This window comes from Actinomyces bouchesdurhonensis, assembly GCF_963540955.1.
In the GTDB taxonomy this organism is placed as follows: domain Bacteria; phylum Actinomycetota; class Actinomycetes; order Actinomycetales; family Actinomycetaceae; genus Pauljensenia; species Pauljensenia bouchesdurhonensis.
The window spans coordinates 42685-62615 of the sequence record NZ_CAUTSL010000001.1; the positions used below are offsets into that span (position 1 = coordinate 42685).

Consider the following 19931-nt stretch of genomic DNA (forward strand, 5'->3'; position numbering starts at 1 on the left):
ACACCCCTACACCCTCAAATGCGAAGAGCCGGCATCGCGGCCGCAAGGGCGACCCCTTGTACGCGGCCCGTAAAACGCTCCTGACCGGCACTGACATCCTCACCGACACATCCCAGGCGCGCTTGGATGCTTTATTCGCCTGCCCCGACCACGCTGACGTGCACACCACCTGGAGAATCTACCAGGACCTCCTAGCAGCCTACCGTGATCGTGACCCCAGGCGCGGCAAAAACACCCTCCGCCAGCTCATCACGACGATCACCCGCCCGGGCTTGCCACACACATGCATCGAACTAGCCCGCATGGGCAGAACCCTCAAACGCAGAGCCGGGGACATCCTGGCCTACTTCGACCACCCCCACACCAGCAACGGCCCCACCGAAGCCATCAACGGACGCCTCGAACACCTCCGCGGCATCGCCCAAGGATTCATCAACCACCGAAACTACCGCCTACGCTGCCTCCTCCACTCCGGCGGATTCCAACACCTCCTACACCCTTAAATGCGAAGAGCCATCAAACCTATCGGCAAAGATCCTTCGAGAGTATTCACCGAGTACCTCAAAGCAGAACGACGCGGCGATTTCGACCAAGCGATTCTCGTCATTGATGTTGATCAGCATCAAAAGCTTGATGAGGTTTAGCGGGAATGTCAGTCTTCTACTACCGTTGATGCGGTCGTTACCAACCCATGCTTCGAACTATGGCTGCTGTGGCATACCACTGACAGACGAGCGTATACAGAAACACGCGACTGCGTCAGACTCGCGCGCAGCAGCAGACTCATCGGAGACAAGGACCTCACCGCAGGGTTTCCGATTGCTAGCTTCCCCGAGGCCGTCAAACGAGCACAACAAGCCTGGCCGACCATCATGCCAAACAAGAAGGGCCCGAACCCTTCCTCGGCCATGCCCTGGCTCATCGACCTGATGACACCCGCACCCCAGAAAAACTAGCTCAGCGGCCGCCAACCCCGCAGCGGCGCAGAAGAGCGTGCATGACGGCGGCGGCACCGTCGTTTTCGACGGCGGCCGTCACGTGATCGGCGTGGGAGCGCACTTCCTCGGAGGCGCCCCCCATGGCAACACCGAAGGCCGCCCACTCGATCATCGCGATGTCATTCGTGCCGTCCCCAACGGCGACGGTCCCGGCCGCGGGAACCCCCACTCGCGCCCGCAGCGCCTCCAGCCCGGTCGCCTTGGTCACGCCGAGCGGCTCAATGTCCGCCCAGGACGTCCAGCCGACGAACACCTCGTGGGTGCGCGACACGTCCAGGGACAACAGGATCTGATTGAACTCCTCGCGGTCCATGTCGGCGGCGCGCACGACGACCTTCGGGGTGGGCGTGGAGGCGAGCTCCTCCATCGACACGATGCGGTGATCGCTCCCCTCGATCTCGTTGTTCGGGAAGGGTGCGGAGAGCAGGATGTTGGGGTGCGGCATCGACGCGAACACAGCGCCGGGCACTGCCGAGGCGATCTCCTCCAGGCAATCCCCCGGAACGAAGGTGTGCTCCTCGACGATCTCGCACTGCCCGCCGCTGACGCGCACGAGGGTCGCGCCGTTGTTGCACAGCGCCCACCCGTCCGTAAACTCCAGGGCATCGAGAACGGGGATCACACCCTCGAGCGCGCGGCCCGACGCGATGAGCACGTGGGCGCCCGCTCCGGCGAGGCCGTGGATCCCCTCGAGGACGCGCGCCGTCGCCCCCGCGGGGGTCAGGATCGTGCCGTCGATGTCGAGCGCGACCAGGACCTCGCCCGCCGACGTCGGAAAGTCAGCGGGTAGGGCGGCCGAGGCCTCGTCGAGGAGAACCTCGAAGGGGCGAGCGACTTCCCCGGTGGAGGGGACCGTCAGGAAGCGCTCTTGGCTCATCGAGCGACCGGGCTCAGAACCTCGAGTCCACCCAGGTAGGGGCGCAGGGCCTCGGGCACGTAGATCGAGCCGTCCGAACGCTGGTGATTCTCGAGGAAGGCGACGATCCAGCGGGTCGTGGCCAGCGTGCCGTTGAGCGTGGCGACCGGGGCCATGCCGTCCTCGCGGCGCTCGCGAATACCGAGGCGGCGCGCCTGGAACGTCGTGCAGTTCGACGTCGAGGTGACCTCCATGTAGCGCTGCTGGGTGGGCAGCCAAGCCTCGCAGTCGAACTTGCGGGCGGCGGAGGTGCCCAGGTCGCCGGCGGCCGTGTCGATGACGCGGTAGGGCAGCTCGACCTTGGCGAGCATCTCCTCTTCCCACGCGAGGAAGCGCTGGTGCTCCTCGGCGGCGTCCTCGGGGCGGCAGTAACTGAACATCTCGGCTTTGTTGAACTGGTGGACGCGGATGATGCCGCGCGTGTCCTTGCCCGCGGAGCCGGCCTCGCGGCGGTAGCAGGTGGACCAGCCCATGTAGCGCTTGGGACCGGCGCTCAGGTCGAGGATTTCGTCGGCGTGGTAGCCGGCGAGGGCCACCTCGGACGTGCCCGTCAGGTACAGGTCGTCGGCGGGCAGGTAGTAGATTTCGTCGGAGTGCTCGTTGAGGAAGCCGGTGCCGCCCATGATCTGCGGGGTGACCAGGGTGGGGGTCATCATCGGGATGAAGCCGTTGGCGAGCGCCTGGTCCATGGCCATCGTCATGATGGCCAGCTCGAGGCGGGCGCCGATGCCCTTGAGGTAGTAGAAGCGCGCGCCGGAGACCTTCGCGCCGCGCTTGGTGTCGATCGCGTCCAGGCCCTCGCCGAGCGCGAGGTGGTCCTGGGGCTCGAAGCCCTCGGCCGCGAAGTCGCGGGGGGCGGGACCCTCGTGGCGCAGGACCACGAAGTCGTCCTCGCCGCCGACGGGCACGCCGTCGAGGACCAGGTTGGGCAGGAGGCGCGCGAGGCGGTCGGCCTCGGCATCGGCGGCGTTCGCGGCGGCCTCGGCGGCCTTCACCTGTTCGGCGAGCTCCTTGGCCTTGGCGAGGATCGCCGGACGTTCCTCCTTGGAGGCGCGGCCCACGGACTTGGAGACCTCTTTCTGGGTGGCTCGCAGCGTCTCGAAGGTCTGGAGGGCCTCGCGGCGGGCGGCGTCGGCTTCGATGATCTCGTCGACGAGGCCGGGGTCGGCTCCGCGGGCACGCTGGGAGGCGCGGGCGGGTTCGGGGTTGTCACGCAGGGCACGCACATCAATCATGCGTCCCATCCTATGCCAGGTGGGCGCGCCGTGTCCCCTACCGCCCCGAGTGTGAATTCAACACAACAGGTCAGGGTTATGCACAAACTACACCCGCGAGAGTTCCCAAAAGCCTGAAAGTTATCCACCTTTGGTGCATAACCGTGTGGATAACACGACGACAAGCACGCGTCAGCACAACTCTTATGGCACGGGGTACAACGAAAAGCCACTGAACACCTCATCCACAAGCAGACCGCAGGCTAGGCTTGTGCGCATGGACGCAATATACTGTGCACTCGCAGCCTCCGCCGCAGCCGGAGTGGTCGGAGTCGCGCGCCTGGCAACCGCCCTCACCCGCCGGCATCGCCGCCGCCGCGCCCTCGAGGTCCCCGCCTCGGTGGACGACCCGACGCGCGGACGTCCGCGTCCCTGGATCATCATGAACCCCTCCAAGCACGAGGACCCCCAGGCCTTCAAGGATCGCATCAACCGCAAGGCCAAGGAACTAGGCATCGACCACGTGCACTGGCGCGAGACCACGCGCGAGGACCCGGGCACGGGGCAGGCCGTTCGTGCCGTCGAGGAGGGAGCCTCCGTCGTCATCGCCGCGGGCGGAGACGGAACCGTGCGCGCCGTCGCCGCCGGCATGGCCGGATCCGGCGTGCGCATGGGCATCATCCCCGTGGGCACCGGCAACGTCCTGGCCGGCAACCTGTCCATCCCCGAGGATCCCGAAGCGGCCCTCGCCGTCGCGCTCGACCGCAACCACCGCGCCGTCGACCTCGCGTGGGTGCGCATCGAAGGCACCACCCAGAAGACGGATCAGCCAGCCGAGGGCGGCCTGCGCCTCGCCGCGCGCGCCGCCACGCCCCCCCAGGCGACTCTTCAGGACGAGGCTGCCCCGGCCTCGTCGATCGAGCCGCGCGCCGACGAGTACGCGTGCCTCGTCGTCGCGGGCATGGGCTACGACGGCGAGACGATGGCAGACACCGACCCCGAACTGAAGAAGCGCATCGGGTGGATCGCCTACGTGTGGGCGGGCCTGGGCGCGATGGGCGCCCCGCGCATGAAGGCACGCCTCATGCTGCGTTCCCCCTCGGCACCTGTGCCCGACCCGCTAGGAGTGGGCGACCAGATTTCCGGCGAGATCATCGACGAGGCCCGGGCCGCCTCCAGGCGTCCGGATTCCTTGCGCTCACACGGGGATGAGGTTACGCGCCTCGAGGCACGTTCCGTCATGTTCGCGAACGCGGGCGAGATGAAGATGCTGGTCCTCGCGCCCGATGCGGAGCTTTCCGACGGCCTCATCGACGTCATCGCGGTCGACGCGCACGCCGGCCCGCTCGGCTGGGCGGATGTGACATGGAAGATGCTGGGGCAGCTCATCGGCCTGCGTCCCATCAACCTGCCCGTCTCGACCGGCACGGTCGCGTTCCGCCAGGCGAAGGGCGCCTCCGTCACGGCCGAGGAGCCGCAGGTGTGCCAGGTGGATGGCGACGCGATCGGCCTGGCCCGCACGATGCACGTGCGCATGCATGCGGGCGCGCTGGACGTGGCCGTCCCGGCCGAGCGCACGTGGATGGAGCTGCTGCCCAGCTGATCCGGCCCCGTCATAGAGCGCGCCCCGGTCTCGTCTGACACGAAGCCGGGGACGCAGTGCGTTGTAAGTGGGGACGCGAAGGCGTCAGACGAGCGGCCACGACGGGGCACTGCCCGCCGCCTCGCCTGTGCCGTCTCCCCCGCGCAGCAGGTCCGCGACCCATGCGCGACCCGTACGGAAATCCTCATCGGTAGTGCCGGGGACGACCTGCGCGCGCACGCCGTCGACGCGCGGGTAGGAACCCATGAAGCGCACCTCCGGCGAATAGCGGTGCAGGCCCACGAATGCGGCCTGGACGCGCTCCTCGCGGATGTGGCCGACGATGTCGATGCTGAACGTGTAGTTACCGAGGCCATCCCCGCTGGGTCGCGACTCGATGCGCGAGAGGTCGACGCCGCGTGTGGAAAACTGCTCGAGGAGGGTCAGCAGGGCACCCGACTCGTTGACGGGCAGCGCCACCTGGATGGTCGTCTTATCCGCGCCGGTGGGAGGGGGGACCACTCCGGGGCGGGCAACCAGGACGAAGCGCGTGACCGCGCCCGGGTTGTCGGCGACGTCGGTGAACAGGGCCTCGAGGCCGTAGGTGTTGACGGAGACCGCGTTACACAGGGCAGCATCGAAGGAGGCATCACCATCGGAGAGCAGTTCGGCAGCCGCAGCCGTCGAGGTCGAGGGTACGTGGATGGCTCCCGGGAAAGTCTCCTCAACCCAGCCACGGCACTGCGCCCACGCGTGCGGGTGCGTGCCGATGCAGCGGATGTCCTCGGCGCGCGTGCCCGGCAGGACGGCGAGCTGGAAGACGACGTGCACGTGCATCTCGGCGACGATGACGAGGGGGTCGCCGTGCGAGAGGGAATCCAGCGTCGCGTTGACTCCGCCCTCGATGGAGTTTTCGATGGGGACGACAGCCCGGTCGGCCTCGCCGCGGCGCACGGCCGCGAGCGCCTGGGGTGCGCTGGTCATCGGTACGAGGATGGCGCCTGCGGGCGCTACCTGGTGGACGGCCTGCTCGGTAAAGGTGCCGAAGGGTCCGAGGAACGCGATTCGGAGCCTGTCGCCGAGGGGTGCGGGGCCGGGGATGTTCGTCGTCATGGTGTCAAGGGTATCGATACGCGCAGCGCACGGGCGCGCTCAGTCCCAGCTCAGGAGCGCATTGTGGTCTACTCGTCGTCAGACTGGGGACTTTCGGTGGATTCAGCGCCCGGCTGGACAGACCTGATGCCATCTGCGAATGCCTGGCTTCCTCCACCGGGGGTGACGTAGCCGCACGCGGTGATCTTCCACAGCTTCGCGGTGCCGCCGGCGTCGACCAGCTCGAAGCCGCTCGTCGTGTCGACTCCGTAGAGGCCAGGGTTGCGGGAAGACCGCATGAAGTTGTAGTAGGTACCGTCCTCTTCCTCGTAAAAGTGGGTGATACCAAGGTTGCGCACGACTTCGCACACGTCGGGGTCGGTGTGGATGTCACGGAAGTGTTGGGTGAGGACCTTCTGTGATGCACTGTCCGCGTTGACGGTACTCAGCTGGGGGAAGACCGCTTTGCGACCGCCGATCGTCTCAGAGTAGGCTGCACCCGCAATGGGGTCCCCGAGGACGAGCGCATCAGGCGCGGTCGTGTACCGCATGCGGCGTACCATGGCGAGTTCGCCCTTCGTGGCCATCCCGGGTTTACCCAGGCGCATGGGATCGTAGACGTAGGCGACGGCGGAGTATCGCGCGTCGAGCGCACCGAAGCCCGACAGGACGAGCACGAGGGCGCCGACCCCGACCTGGACGGGCCAGCGGGGCGCCTCAATGTTGGAGTCGGCGCCGCGCTCGGCCAGGATTCTTTGCAGCGAGGAGGTCCACGCAGCGTGGATGACGTGGACGATCGCCGCGAAACCGACGGCCATGAGGACAGTCAGCGCGATGTCTTCGACGCCCATGATGCGCCGGGCGTCCTTGTACCAGGGTGCCAGCAGGTAGGTGCGCAGCGCGGAGTTGGGTGCGTAGGCGAGTCCTGTGAGGAATGCGAGGATCAGGTAGGAGACGATCGGCCACGCGGGCATGGGGGCCGCTTCCTCCTGCGCCGAGGCCGGGGTGGCCTCTCCCTTGTCTGTGTCCGGCGCGAGTCCGGCCTGCGCGGCGGCGCGCGCAAGCGGGTCAGGCCGACGCAGGAGGGTGGTCAGGCGCGCGGTTGCGGCGACGCCTGCGATGAGGAGGACCAGCTGCACGAGGGACCATTGGGTGATGCTGGGCGTATCCGCAAAGGGAGGGTAGGGCAAGAACGCGTGGGAGAACGCTTCCCCCCAACCGGATCCGCTGCGCGGATACCTGCCCATCGCCGAAATCTTGGGGGAGGCCAGTGCGAGGATGGGCACGGTGATGACCGTGACGCCGAGGAATACCCACGCGATAGCGACAAGCTGGCCTCTGCCTTCGCGGCCTAGGGCCGAGCGTGCGAAGGAGGCAATGGATGCCAACAGGGGCGCGGCGAGGAAGGCAAGAAAGGAGAAGGCCGCGCTCGGGTGAGCTCCGACGAGGCCGAGGCAGCCGACGACCATGAAGATGCCCTGCGGAACGCGTCGAGCGAGCGCCCGAACGCCGTGCCCGTCACGCAGATCGGTGGCGAAGCGTCTTCCAGCGACGATGGCAGCTGCCGCGAGGCCGGGGACCAGCACGGTGCCCGTGGAGTTGGGCCACTGGTTGTACATGGTGAGCGCGTCGGCCGGCATGTTCAAGAGCGTGCCGCCGATGATCGGGGCTGCGATGAGCGCTGAACGTGAGGCGGTCAGGACGGAGACGAGGGCGGCCAAGCCCGTCACCCACACGCCCATGAGTGCCAGGGACGACACGTTGGATGTCTGGATGACCGAGTCATAGCGAGCGAAGAGCGCGACGAAGGCGTGCCAGCCAGTGGGATAGTAGACTCGGCGCCCGCCGTAGAGTTCGTGAAGGCCACCGAAGGGGCTGGCATCCTTGCCGTACAGGATCGCGTGGACTCCGTTTTGGTGGAAGGTCGGATCCCACTGCTGGACTGGGTTGGCGGCGTCCGCGCCCGTCACGAGTGGCCACGCGGCCAAGAGGAATCCCCCGAGAACCGCACTCCACGTGACGGCGCGAACCGCGGCCTGTGCACCACCGATGGGGACCCGCACGCCGATAGCCTGGCGGAGTGGAACGCCGTTGAGGGCGAATCCTCCGTTGGTCCGACGAAAGAAGCTGAGACTCCACGCGATCGCCCCGCCGAGGGTGCTCAGTCCCAGGACGGGCATAACGGTGGAAGGTTCCCACTCGATGTTGAGTGCCGGGTAGAGGACTGACAGCATCGTGATGAGGCCGAACGTGAAGGCTGGTGCTGCCCCGATGGCGACCAGCGAGGAGCGCACGCCGGCCCGCAGCCACATGAACCCCGGTAGCACCAGGGCGACCGTCATGGCCAGCAGGGTCGGGACCAGCATCCACCAGGCCAGCACGAGTTACTCCTTTTCAGCGCCGCCGCGACGCTTACCAATAACCTCGATGATAACGGGCACGACGGAAATGAGGATGATGACAGCCAGGATGAGCGTCAGGTTGTCATGCACGAAGGGCACGTTGCCCAGGAGCGCACCCACCAGGATGAAACCCGCGCCCCACATGAGAGAACCGAGCGTGTTGAACAGCAGGAACTTCGGATAGGGGTAGCGGGCCATGCCGGCGGCAAGCGGAATGAAGGTGCGCACGAAGGGAATAAAACGGCCGATGACGAGGGAGCGGCCGCCGTAGTTCGTGAAGTAGTGCTCAGCCTTGTCCAGGTGCTCAGTCTTGAGGATGCGGGCGTCCGGCTTGAAGAAGCGGCGCCCCCACTTCGCGCCCAGGAAGTAGCCGATCTGTGCGCCGAGGAAGGCGGCGACGACGACCATGGCGATCAGGGTCGGCAGGTGCAGGCCGAGGCGGTCGTGCAGCAGGCCGGCCGTGAACAGCAGGGATTCTCCGGGCAGCACGGGGAAAAGCACGCCAGATTCGATGAGGACGATGAGCATCGTTCCCGACAGGACCCACGGTCCCATTGCGACAAGCAGAGACTCAGGGTTCTTAAACCACTCGATAACGGTGCTCAGCATCGACGGATCCGATGCGGCCACGAATGTAGACCAGGTCACGATAGGGTCCTTTTCTGCCGGGAATATGTCCCCCTAACCCTACCTTTGTTGACCGCGAATATAGGATGGTCAACATGAGGAAGCGCAAGGAGTCACACGAGGGCACTCCGGTCGTCGATACGAACATCCTGTTCGTCCCCTCTTCGGCTGAGGATCCGAACGCCTTAGGGGTCGAGGGTCTCATGGGCATGATCGACGAGGCCGGGGCGGCCATCTCCCCTACCCAGCCTCCGGAACCGCCAGAAGTCCCACTATCTGAGGCACGCACCGAGGTCATGGACGCAGTCGTCATCCCCGCCTCATCAGCGCAGCCAATCGTCATGCCTCCCAGCTTCCCGCCCACACTCCTCACCCCGCCGACCCCATCCTCTTCCTCGCCGCTTCACACTATTCCCGCCCATGCCTCGTCGATTCAGCCCGTGACCGCGCAACCTCCATGTGCGTTCCCCGCGCCCAAGCACGCCGCGCCCGCCACGATCGACGAACCGCCGCTTCCTCCCGCCGCCGATCCGATGGCCCCCGTCGTGATCGACGAGCTGCCGCCACCTCCAGCCGAACCCGATTCGAACCCAACCGTGAGCAACCCGACGCTGGCCCCACCGACGATCGTGAGCGATATGAACCGGGCGGATACCCCCTCCGACGACGCCGAGGCGCCCACCGTCCGCGACGCTGAACCCACTCGACCCTCAGCCCCGCCCGCACCCGACGGCACTGCCGCAGCGACCGACTCGCCAGCCGAAAACGAGACACCCACCAGCGGCGGCAAAGACTCCCCCGACGCAGCCGTCATCGCACGAGCCAAAAACGGCGAGGTCACCCTCCCCGTTCCGGCCCGCAGGCTCCGACTCCCCCGCCCCGCCTACATCGCCGACCGAATGTTCACCCTCCGACGCCGACGTGAGGACATCGTCGACGTCATCATCGACCTCCTCGCAATCGTCGCCATTTGGACGATCGGCACGGTCGCCAGCGCCACGACGCACGGCGTCACCATGGACGTCCTGAAATTCCAGCTCGTCCGCAAGATACTGATCCTCCCAGTGAGCATGACCGAGGGCCTCATCGTCCTGACCACGCCGATCCTCGTGATCCTCTCCCTGGCGCTGCGCAGGCGCCTCCAGGCAATCATCCAAGCCCTCGTCACCAGCGTCATCGCAGCGATCGGCGGGTGGATCATCATCCTGGCCACCGGCCTGCTCCCCTCATATCTGATCGCACCCCTCAGCGTGGACCGCGCGATCGCCACGCAAGGCCACCAAACCGGCTTCGCCATCGCGATCAACCTCGTCATCGTCACCCTGAGCGCCCTGTTTACCTCCGCCGGCGAAGCCCAATCTATGAAGGCGATTCGCTGGGGATGGACGGGCCTGTGGATCACCCTGTTCTTGGGCGTCCTTCGTTCCTCCATGACCCTGCCCGTCGCATTCATCTCCGTCTTCATCGGTCGCGCGTTTGGCTCCGGTTCGCGCTGGGTCATGGGCTTCGACGATCAGCGCGCTAAAGGCGCGGCCCTCGTGGAAGCCCTCCTCGGCATCGGCATCACCCCTTCGCGCATCGTACGCACCGACCTGGACACCTCCGTCGAGCCGTTGTCCACGTGGGCTGTTGCCGAAAACGCGCGCGGTCGCCTCACCCAGATGCCCGCTGACCTGGGGGACATGGGCATCACAGTCACCAGACGCCCTGACCCCGACCACAACCGGCACTATCAGGTGTGGGGTGACACCGGGTTAGCCTACGAACTCATCGTCATGGATCCCGGCCAGGAGCTGACGGGCACGCTCCTGGAAATGTGGAACAATTTGCGGCTGCGCGGCATTAGCCGCTGGGTCTCGCCTTCGCTCAAAGCGCAGGCGGAACGCTCCTCCTTCACGACCCTGCAGGCGCTGCGCGCAGGCGTATTCACGCAGGAACCCATCGCCATCGCGTCGGCGAATGACTCCATCATCATGGTCCTGTCCGCGCTCCCCCCGACGACACCCCTGACGGAGTTGGGCGAGCATGCCTCGGACGAGGTCTTGGACCGCGCGTGGGAACAGCTTCGTTACGCGCACACCCGCGGCATTTCACACCGTGCGCTCACGCCCGAGGCCGTTGTCGTGGATGATTCCTCCGACGTGTGGCTTCTCGACTGGGACTCCGGCGAGGTCGCGACCAGTGAGCTCAACCAGTCGATTGACATCGCTCAGATGCTGGTCCTGACGGCACTGGCTGTGGGTCCTCAGCGCGCCCTTGAGGCGGGCCGCCGTTGCGTTGGGGAGGATACCCTGATTGCGTGCGCGCCCGTTATCCAGAAGCCGGTCCTGCCAGCATCAGTCAACCAACTACTGCGCCGCTGCGACCTGCTGGGGGAGCTGCGCGCCGCCCTCGTGGGTGACTCCGAAGGCGAGGCCGCCCCGACTGCCGACCTGCAGCGTTTCCGCCCGCGCACGATCTTCACGATCGCAGTGGCGTTCATCGCGGTCTTCATCGTTGTCTCCTCGCTCAACTTCAGCGATCTTCTCTCCACCGTCACCAGCGCAAACCCGTGGTGGATGGCTGCGTCTGCGATGCTCGCCTGCGTCATTTGGGTGGGTTCTACCGTCCCACTCATCGCCTTGTCGCCAGAAAAGCTGCCGTTCAGGGACACCCTGATCGCTCAGATCGCAGCCTCGATCATCACGATTGTTGCACCCGCCGGCGTGGGTCCTGCTGCCCTGAACCTGCGTTATCTGCGAAAGCGGCGTGTGCCCACGGCGATGGCCGTGACGACGGTGACACTCATGCAGATTTCGCAAGCGCTCATCACGATCATTCTGCTCTTACTGGTGATGGTCAGCGCTGGATCATCACTGTCCGTATCAGTGCCCTACGGCACAATTCTCGCTGTCGTCGGGGTCGTCATGGTCGCGGTCGGCGTCATCGGCGCCGTCCCGCGGGTGCGCCGCTGGATCTGGGGTAAAATCCAGCCGACGTGGCGCCAGGTTTACCCGCGCCTCCTGTGGATAGTCGGCAAGCCGCGCCGCCTCGCGGCTCTCGTGGGCGGCAACCTCCTGATGAACATCGGTTACGTGGGGGCATTCTGGACCGCCATGGTTGCTATGGGTGGTTCTTTGAACTTTTCCACTGTTGCCATCACGTACCTGACGGCGAACGCGGCGGGTTCTTTCATCCCGTCTCCGGGTGGTATCGGCACGGTCGAAACGGCGCTCACCTCGGGCTTAACAGTCGCGGGCGTGTCTTCCTCCGTCGCTATCGCTACTGCTCTGCTCTACCGTCTTGTCACCTTCTATGGGCGCATTCCGTTTGGTTGGCTCGCCATGAAGTACATGGAGAAGAGGGACCTCATCTGAGGTGTGAGCTTTCCTGGGCGCGATCCTGGTCATGCGCGTTGGGTTCGATTGCACCCACCTGCGCCGCGGAGGCGACATTCCAGGGCGGTGTCACATGTCGCATATGGACGTTGCGGCGCTCACTCAGGGTCTGGACACAGATGGGGGTGAACTCGCCTAGACTGTCATCATGATCAATACCCAGACGCCCAGCACCCGCGGTGCAATCAGCCGGGACGGTATAGGCACGCGGCTTCGGGGGGTCATGGGCGACTACTCAGATATAACGCCGATCACGCAACCGCGGGGAACCTTCATCTCGTTATATGCCGGTGCCGGTGGTCTTGATATTGGCTTTATGCTGGCCGGTTTCGTTCCGCTCTGGGTGAATGAGCTTGATCCGCTCGCTATGGAGACCCATGAACTGGCATTTAAGCAGCTCTCGGCAGCGCATCCCCACCTGGCCACTGAACGTCATTCCATTCATATTGGCGACCTTCTCACTATTGGGGCGCAAGAGCTGCCGACGCGACACATGGCTGATCTTGTGATCGGTGGCCCGCCATGCCAAGGATTCAGTGTTGCCGGAAAGATGGATCCTAACGACGAGCGCTCCCGGCACGTCTTTCATTTCCTCGACATTGTAGAGAGGGTCAAACCGCGCGCTTTTGTGATGGAGAACGTCAAAGCTCTCTACCAAAATGCACGATGGGCGGCTATTCGCGCGTCGCTCATCGATCGCGCGCAGGATCTTGGCTACTCAACTCTCTTGACGCTGGCCAATGCCGCCGACTTCGGCGTACCTCAGGCGAGAGAGCGCATGTTCCTTTTCGGGATTCGCAGTGACTGTGGGACACCGGAACCACCGATTCCAACGACCCCCTCGCATCATTTTTCTGTCAGGGATGCACTCAGTCAGCTACCGAAGTATGGAACACCTGGAAACAATTCGTTATGCTCTGCACAGATCACAACGGCAAAATCACCGGTTCTACGACGCTCACCTTTCGCGGGAATGCTCTTCAACGGTGCGGGAAGGCCACTAAACCTTGAAGCACCGTCAATGACACTTCCAGCATCGATGGGCGGGAATAAGACACCGATCATCGATCAACGTGCACTCGAGGAGCCGCGTATTGCGCCCTGGATTCGGAGCTATCACGAGGAACTATGGTCGCATGGTCCCACCGCGGTAACTTCGGATATTCCTCCGTTCCTGCGCCGTTTAACTGTCGAAGAAGCAGCAGCCATCCAGACTTTTCCTCTTGGAATGACCTGGTGTGGACCGAGAAGTGCACAGTTCCGTCAAATCGGTAATGCCGTGCCTCCGCGCCTTGCACTTGCTGCAGCGAAGGCAGTTGACACCGCACTCAACGGATAACAGACAGATCACTGGCTTCTCACTTCCCTCGTGGGTTGCAGCGTCGAAGGTGCTCACCTCCCCAGAGACCGCTGGCAGTATCGATTAAGTACCTCGAGCCAACAGCGACGCATTGAAGGCGTGGAGAGCCTATCGAGTTCTGAACCCAACTCATTCAGATATTCCCCGCCAAGCGACTTCCCATATCCCGGAAAACTAAGCCAGTGCTCGATAGCTTCAACAGGGACCAGATCAATATGGAAGTCAAGACTTTGACGAGCATGGTCGACGACCTTCGAAACTCCATCCAGTTCGGCGGCTAAAGTGCCCCTCGAGACAACGACTGCATGACGTAGGCCCCTCTGGCGCATTGCCTCGATCACTTCATTACGCAATTTGTTTTCAGTGAGATAGGCATCCGTCACCTCAACACCATGTCGATTTGTTTCGTCAGTGTCAGATCGCACTTCGATGTCGATCCGATCCGGTGAGTTAACATCCCTTCGACTAACAACCATGGGATGCTCCAAACAACGCGACACTACTCGAACTGCTGCAGTGACAGCTGCTTCAAGCCCGTCAGGCGGATTATCGCACGCCTCCAAGAACTCCTTCGTAATCTTCATCGCATTCGCCGGCGACACCCCGAATTTCGGATATTCGATACGTTGCGCCACGGCCTGGCGCACCACATGCATCGCAATATAGTCGACTATATTACGTGCTTCAGAACGCCGATCATGGTCCTCAAATACTGTCACAAACGTCAGAAAAGCCCGCGCCCATTCTCTCGCCGATCCCTTCCTGCGCATCACCCATGTTTCGTCGATGCGCGCCTCGCGCCACGGATTCGACACCCCCGGATCTTGGGATACTTTCCACGTCAATCCCCTATCCCTGACAAACCGATTGAGGGCACGAGCAACATCCGTCCCTTGTCCACGCCGGTCTACGCCATCAGGACCTGACTGCGACTGCAACGACGCAGGGTCACGTTCAGGTTCTAGCTCCACCCCAGCAGCGAGAGCAAAAAGCATCTGCTGAGCCGGCAGTGATTTACTGGCATAGACGATCTCCACGGCTTTCTTAAGTTCTTCATCGATCTCCGGAAAACTGTCATCACCATCGAGATGACGCTGCCAGGCACCCTCGAGCGCCTCAAAAACTCGCCCCTGAACGTTCATCTGAATATTCTATCCATATCGTATTCGCAAAACACACAATCTCATCATTCCATTTCATGCGTCGACGTTGCCAGCCGCGCATCGGCACAAACATGATGCAAGCCGCAGATACGGGTAGGCAGGCGCATGAGAACGGCGGGCACGACAACGAAACCCGAAAAACGACAGCGCCCCGTATTACACCATTCTGACGCCCGTTCTCTACACCTCGGCACCTATTGCGATGCATAGCCCCCTCGCCATTAGCGAAGGCGCACACGCGCGCCAGCCGCTCACGCAGCTCCGACGCGGACGGTAAACGTGGAGCAGTCGATCCTCGTTCTCCGTCCCGAAGATACGAACCCTGTCCTCCCCCTCTCGCTGGAGGAACTACCAGCATCGCCCGGGTCGTCTAACCCGCCTGCGAGCACGAAATACGGAGCGGCGATGCTCCTCGTCCATACCTCTGAGGCTCACGACAACACTGTCGTAGAGTTGTGCCAGGCGACAGGGCGGAGGGACGGGAGTCTTCATGGCTTCTCCGTTCACACGAACATCAAGTTACTTCTAATTTTATCTTAATTTGAAGCAAGTAGACACACAGGCGCATCAGGTCGCGGGATTCCACGTTCGAAGAACGGCGCTCACCCCCGCCTCGCCCGACGCCGCCGCGGCGCTACTGCACGCGCATCTCGCCCTCGATAGCCGCCAGCTTCACCCCGCTCACGACCCGGATTGCGTCCAGCGAGCCTGCGGGCGCACGCAACGCGTAGCCCTGCAGAGCATTCTTATACTCGCGTTCAACCTCGACGGTCGCATCCGGATAAACACCAGCCACAGCCTCGTTGATGGAGGCAAGGGTAGCCTCACGGTCAGCCCCTTCTTCGAGGTGGACAATGATGATGACGAGCCTCGCCGGGTCATCAGCACCGGTCGACGCTTCCGGCATGCTGGGTTCGGTATCGCCGCTCTGCATGCCTTTCGGGGTCAGCGCACGATCAGGGTCGATCACCGGAGAGGACGAGGCCGTGGCAACCGATGCGGACTGGGATGAGTCCGCGTCGGACTGGGATCCCCGATCGCTGGTGGGTGTCTGCGAGGAGGACACTGAGCAGCTCGCGACCGCTAGCGCGCACGTTCCGACGCCAGCGAGGATGGCGGCTGGTTTCTTCATGGGCATAGCGCACTCCTTCGTATTCACAGGCAACCAAAACAGTTGCGACAGCACCGCTGTCTCGGCAGATACGTCCAACATACCGCAGGACAACAGCCGCCGTGCGCTCCGGAGTATCACGCCCACCACTGCCTCGTCGCATGGGTGAGGCCGGGGCCGGGTTGCTCGTGGTGAGCGTTCCCGGGCCCCGGCCTGGTGAATCAGAAGCAGCCAGCGTTAGGGCCGCAATACTCCGGACGTGTCAAAGGAATACGTCCGACCGTCAATGACCTGCGTACCGGTCACCATCGCGCCGGAAGGAGACAGGTAGTACCACAAACCACCAAGCTGGAGCCAGCCGGTGCGCATCACACCCGAAGAGTTCAGGTAATACCACAGCCCATCAACCTTGACCCACCCGGTGTGCATATCACCGGAGGCACCCAGGTAATACCAGGAGCCGCGATCAAACAGCCAGCCCGTAGCCATCACCTTCGTAGCGGGATCCATGTAGTACCAGTACGGCCCACCGTAGGCACCGTCGCGCACCCAGCCACCCACAAGAGCACCCTCGGAATCGGCGTACACCCACTCCCCGCTGGCGCGCTTGAGGAACCCGGTCATCATGTAACCGGACGGACCGAACTGGTAGTCGCGCCCATTGATGGTAAACCAGCCGCCCGTCAGATAGTCAGTCCCGTTCGCGCACACGTACCACCAGCCCACGGCATCCTTGGCCCAATGACCGCCCGCAGGATCCGTGCACGGCAAGCTCACGCCCGGATTACCGGTAGGCAGGTTGATCGGGAAGACCTCGGAGGGGTTGAGGCCGTAGTCCCACGCGAGCACATACGGGTTGGCGATCACGTCACCGGTGCCACCCTGATCACTCCACGCCTGCTCGATCACGCTCATCGGAATCTCCACGTGGTAGCTGTAGGTACCATCGGCGCCGACGCTGCCCTCATCCTCGGTGAAGACGTGGCGGTAGAACCACAACCCATCAGCCGGGTCATGCAAATCCACGCCAGCCAGAGGCGAAGCATCCGCAACATCAAAGGAAACAACCATGTCATCCCCCTCCCCCTCGTAAGCCAGGTTAGAAATGACAGGCGCCGTGGTGTCGAGACGGAAATCGTAAGAAATAGACTGCTCACGCTGAGACGGCCCATCGTTGTGGGCAGAGAGCGTCAGCTTGTACGCGCCGTCGGGCATGCGCGCGAACTTCTACGCGTTCGCGTCGAAGGCCGTGGAGTCGTGGTAGGCCTCGACCCACGTGTTCTCCTCGGTGCTGGTCAGGTAGATGGACTTCCAGTTCCGGTGGTTGGTCGCCGAGAAGACCGTCTCCCCGGCCTCGTTCGTGTAGGTGCTGGTGAGCGTGTGGACGCTGCGCAGGGTGCCGGTGCGGGGTTCGAGGACCGTGGGGGCGCCCGAGGCCTCGGACCGCGAGATCACGTAACGGTCCGCCTTGGGCTCTCCGGTGCGGTCGGCCACCTTGATGAGGGGGTTGTACCCGAGGGAATCCCCGGTCACCCCATTCACGATGCCTGAAGCGAAAGTGTGCGCACCACCCGTCGAGGCGAGCGCATCGAAGATGGGAGCCTTCCCCCAGTCACCATAGAAGCCCAGGTAGGGCACGGCCAGGTCGGGCTCACCATCGGTCTTCGAGGCGAAGCGCACAAAGCCGTCCAAGAACGTGCCGTTGGGCGCATTGTCCGCCACGTAGGAGGCGAACTCGGAGCCCGGCGCAATATCAACGCCGACGGTGACCTCGCCGGAAGCAGGAACAGTCACACTCGCACCCTCGCCGGACCCGGCGGCTGCACCGGAATAGGTGACGGTGACCCCCTTACCACGCCAGTCGGTGGCGCTGCCGGTGAAGAAGCCGCCGTCCACGATCTCGGACAGGGCCTGAGAGCTCAGCTCGTAAGTCGCCTCCACGCCGGAGAGGTTGTGGAGGGTGACGTCGAAGTGCCATCCCTTGGTCCCATCCCCCAGGTCGGCCTTGGGCCGGGAGGGCTCAGGCGCACCCACCACGGTCGGATACACGGACGAGGTCGTAGCAGCTAGGGCGTTCACGAGTCCCGCGCCCTGCTTACGCGGGGAATAATAGGCGCCGCTGTCCTGAGCAGGATCAACGACAGGAGTCGCGGTTCCCATGATGAGGTTCTGGACGACGTCGGCTTTCTGGCGCGCGCTCATCGAGGCGAACAGCGGGTCGGACTGGACGCGCTGCAAGACGACGGCGCTGACGCCGGCCATCTGCGGGGTCGCCATGGATGTGCCGGAGAGGTGGTCGTACTTGCCGTCCAGGATGGCGGAATAGATGTTGCCGCCCGGAGCGGTGACCTCGGGCTTCAGGCGCAGGTCGGGGGTGACGCCCCACGAGGAGAAGTCGGACATCGAGTACGTGGCGCTCGGCGTCACGGTCTTGCCGTCGACGAGGGTCAGGTGGTGGTCAGCGGCCTCGAGCATGGCCTTGCCGCTCTCATTGGAGATGAAGGCGGCTGGCACGTCCAGTGTCGTCACGCTCATGATCATGAGCGAGTCGCCGGCGACGTTGTTGTAGACGAGGATGCCAGCGGGGTTGAGCGGGGCCAGGTTCTCGATCTTCTTCTGGAAGGTCATCTGGCCGCGCGAGACCAAGACGAACTTGCCGGCCAGGCCATCCGGGTACTTCGCCTTCAGGGCGGCAGCGTCCTCCTCGGAGGCGAAGCCGCCGTCCACGTACTCGTAGTCGCCGGGAGTCATCTCGGAGAGTTCGGCGACCTTTTCGCCGTTGAAGCCGCGCGCACGCTGGTATGCGATGTCTTTGCCGGCCGCCGTAAAGGCGTTGTAGGACAGCAGGTTATCCATCGAGGCGACGGAAACCACGGAGGAGTAGGTCGCGGGTTCACACTGGGTGGAGGAGTCCGGGTCGGACGCGTAGGGCAGGTTCTTGCCAGACAGGTTCCCGTATCCGGCCGAGTAGTGGTTACCGGCCGCAGCATTCACGGTGATTCCCGCGTCCTGCAGGCTCTTGAATACGGTCGCGTATACCGAGTCGGCCTCGTTGTCCATGCCGCCGAGCTGGCCGAGCGACAGGTTCACGACGTCGGGTTGCAGGACGACCATGTCGTCGAGCGCGGCCAGCAGCGCAGAGTCGGGAATGTCGCCCTCCACGCCGCGCGAGACCTTCGCGACGATTATCTGCGCCTCTGGTGCGACGCCGACGATCTGGTCCGCATCACCGGCAGCGATGCCAGCGACGTGCGTGCCATGCGAGCCGTAGTCGCCTGGACTCGGCATCGCGTCATTGTCATCGTCCGCATAGTCGTAGGCGAAGGGGAACTTCTCGTTGTAGTAGATACCGGTCTTGCCCATGCCCAGCTGGGGGGTCAGGGCCTCGACATCGGCGGCGGTCATCGCGGGCGTTCCCGTGAGGGTGCCGGAGAAGGCAGGGTGAGTCATTTCCACGCCCGTGTCGATGACGGCGACGACTGTACCTTCACCCTTCTGGGTGAGTTGGTCGGCGTGCATCATGAGCTGGGCGCTCAGGTTGTCAGGGTTCTGACCGGCCACGCGCGGGGCCGGGGTTGCGCCCTCAGCGTCGATGCCAATGGCATCGGCGATTGGCGTGTCACGTTCAATGAAGGCGGATTGGACGCCGCTTGCGCGGCGGATCGCGTCCAGGGCGCCGGCGGGTGCCTTCAGGGCGAAGCCGTCAAGAGCCTTGTTGTACTCGCGCTCCACACTCGCGGTGGCTCCGGGCAACGTCCCGGCCACGGCCTCGTTGATCGAGGCGAGGGCGCTCGCCCGATCGGCCCCGTCCTGCAGCTGGACGATAATGCCGACCAGGCGCGCCGGATCCTGGCCGCTCACCGTCACGTCAGCATCGGGCGTAGCAGTCTCGCCATTCTTTGAGGTCAGTGCAGTGTCAAGATCACCGACAGGCAGGGACGAGGCCGAGGTTCCCTGGTCGGGTTGCGCAGGAGTTGGTGGCGCCGCGAGGGTCGCCGGGCCCGTGACTGCGAGTGCGCAGGCACCGACGAGCGCGAGAAGCGCCGTTGGTTTTTTCAGTGTCATGTGCGTTGCTCCAATGTGTCGACA

Annotated in this window: 10 protein-coding genes and 3 pseudogenes; 5 read left to right on the top strand and 8 right to left on the bottom strand. The window is 64.1% G+C overall.

What is annotated here, in order from left to right:
- Positions 1 to 35 precede the first annotated feature (35 nt).
- Both RYL44_RS00215 and RYL44_RS10170 read left to right on the top strand, forming a co-directional pair.
- A pseudogene (locus tag RYL44_RS00215) lies at positions 36 to 503 on the top strand (transposase); the annotation flags it as partial.
- A 171-nt stretch (positions 504 to 674) separates the two neighbouring features.
- Positions 675 to 956 (top strand): annotated as a pseudogene (locus RYL44_RS10170) (RloB domain-containing protein); the annotation flags it as partial.
- A 1-nt stretch (position 957) separates the two neighbouring features.
- Here the strand turns inward: RYL44_RS10170 and RYL44_RS00220 are convergent.
- The gene (locus RYL44_RS00220; protein WP_314974713.1) at positions 958 to 1875 is read right to left on the bottom strand and encodes an HAD family hydrolase; all 918 of its coding nucleotides are present in this window, start codon (positions 1873 to 1875) and stop codon (positions 958 to 960) included.
- A complete protein-coding gene (gene serS, locus RYL44_RS00225) occupies positions 1872 to 3149 on the bottom strand; it encodes a serine--tRNA ligase (protein ID WP_314974714.1) in 1278 nt (425 codons plus the stop codon). The genes RYL44_RS00220 and serS overlap by 4 nt, the downstream gene beginning before the upstream one ends.
- Positions 3150 to 3405: 256 nt before the next feature.
- On the opposite strand from serS, the gene RYL44_RS00230 reads away from it, so the two are divergent.
- Entirely contained in the window at positions 3406 to 4731 is a 1326-nt protein-coding gene (locus tag RYL44_RS00230) for a diacylglycerol/lipid kinase family protein (RefSeq protein ID WP_314974715.1), read from the top strand.
- Positions 4732 to 4815: 84 nt separating this feature from the next.
- Here the strand turns inward: RYL44_RS00230 and pheA are convergent, their stop codons facing one another.
- The 3 genes from pheA to RYL44_RS00245 form a co-directional block, all read right to left on the bottom strand.
- Positions 4816 to 5823, bottom strand: coding sequence for a prephenate dehydratase (gene pheA, locus RYL44_RS00235; protein WP_314974716.1), 1008 nt, complete (start codon positions 5821 to 5823; stop codon positions 4816 to 4818).
- 68 nt (positions 5824 to 5891) lie between these two features.
- Entirely contained in the window at positions 5892 to 8183 is a 2292-nt protein-coding gene (locus RYL44_RS00240) for a DUF6541 family protein (protein ID WP_314974717.1), read from the bottom strand.
- Positions 8184 to 8186: 3 nt separating this feature from the next.
- Positions 8187 to 8813, bottom strand: a complete 627-nt coding sequence (locus RYL44_RS00245) for a DedA family protein (RefSeq protein WP_314974748.1) — start codon at positions 8811 to 8813, stop codon at positions 8187 to 8189.
- 113 nt (positions 8814 to 8926) lie between these two features.
- On the opposite strand from RYL44_RS00245, the gene RYL44_RS00250 reads away from it, so the two are divergent.
- Both RYL44_RS00250 and RYL44_RS00255 read left to right on the top strand, forming a co-directional pair.
- Positions 8927 to 12187 carry a lysylphosphatidylglycerol synthase domain-containing protein gene (locus RYL44_RS00250; RefSeq protein ID WP_314974718.1) on the top strand — a complete coding sequence of 1087 codons (3261 nt, stop codon included), beginning with the start codon at positions 8927 to 8929 and terminating at the stop codon, positions 12185 to 12187.
- Between the two features lie 169 nt (positions 12188 to 12356).
- A complete protein-coding gene (locus tag RYL44_RS00255; RefSeq protein WP_276740715.1) occupies positions 12357 to 13547 on the top strand; it encodes a DNA cytosine methyltransferase in 1191 nt (396 codons plus the stop codon).
- A gap of 53 nt (positions 13548 to 13600) precedes the next feature.
- On the opposite strand, the gene RYL44_RS00260 is transcribed toward RYL44_RS00255, so the two are convergent.
- The 3 genes and pseudogenes from RYL44_RS00260 to RYL44_RS00270 form a co-directional block, all read right to left on the bottom strand.
- Complete coding sequence (locus RYL44_RS00260; RefSeq protein WP_276740717.1) at positions 13601 to 14710, bottom strand: hypothetical protein; 1110 nt, start codon at positions 14708 to 14710, stop codon at positions 13601 to 13603.
- A gap of 655 nt (positions 14711 to 15365) precedes the next feature.
- Positions 15366 to 15869, bottom strand: coding sequence for a hypothetical protein (locus RYL44_RS00265; RefSeq protein ID WP_314974719.1), 504 nt, complete (start codon positions 15867 to 15869; stop codon positions 15366 to 15368).
- Between the two features lie 210 nt (positions 15870 to 16079).
- Positions 16080 to 19907, bottom strand: a pseudogene (locus tag RYL44_RS00270) (S8 family serine peptidase).
- Positions 19908 to 19931 lie beyond the last annotated feature (24 nt).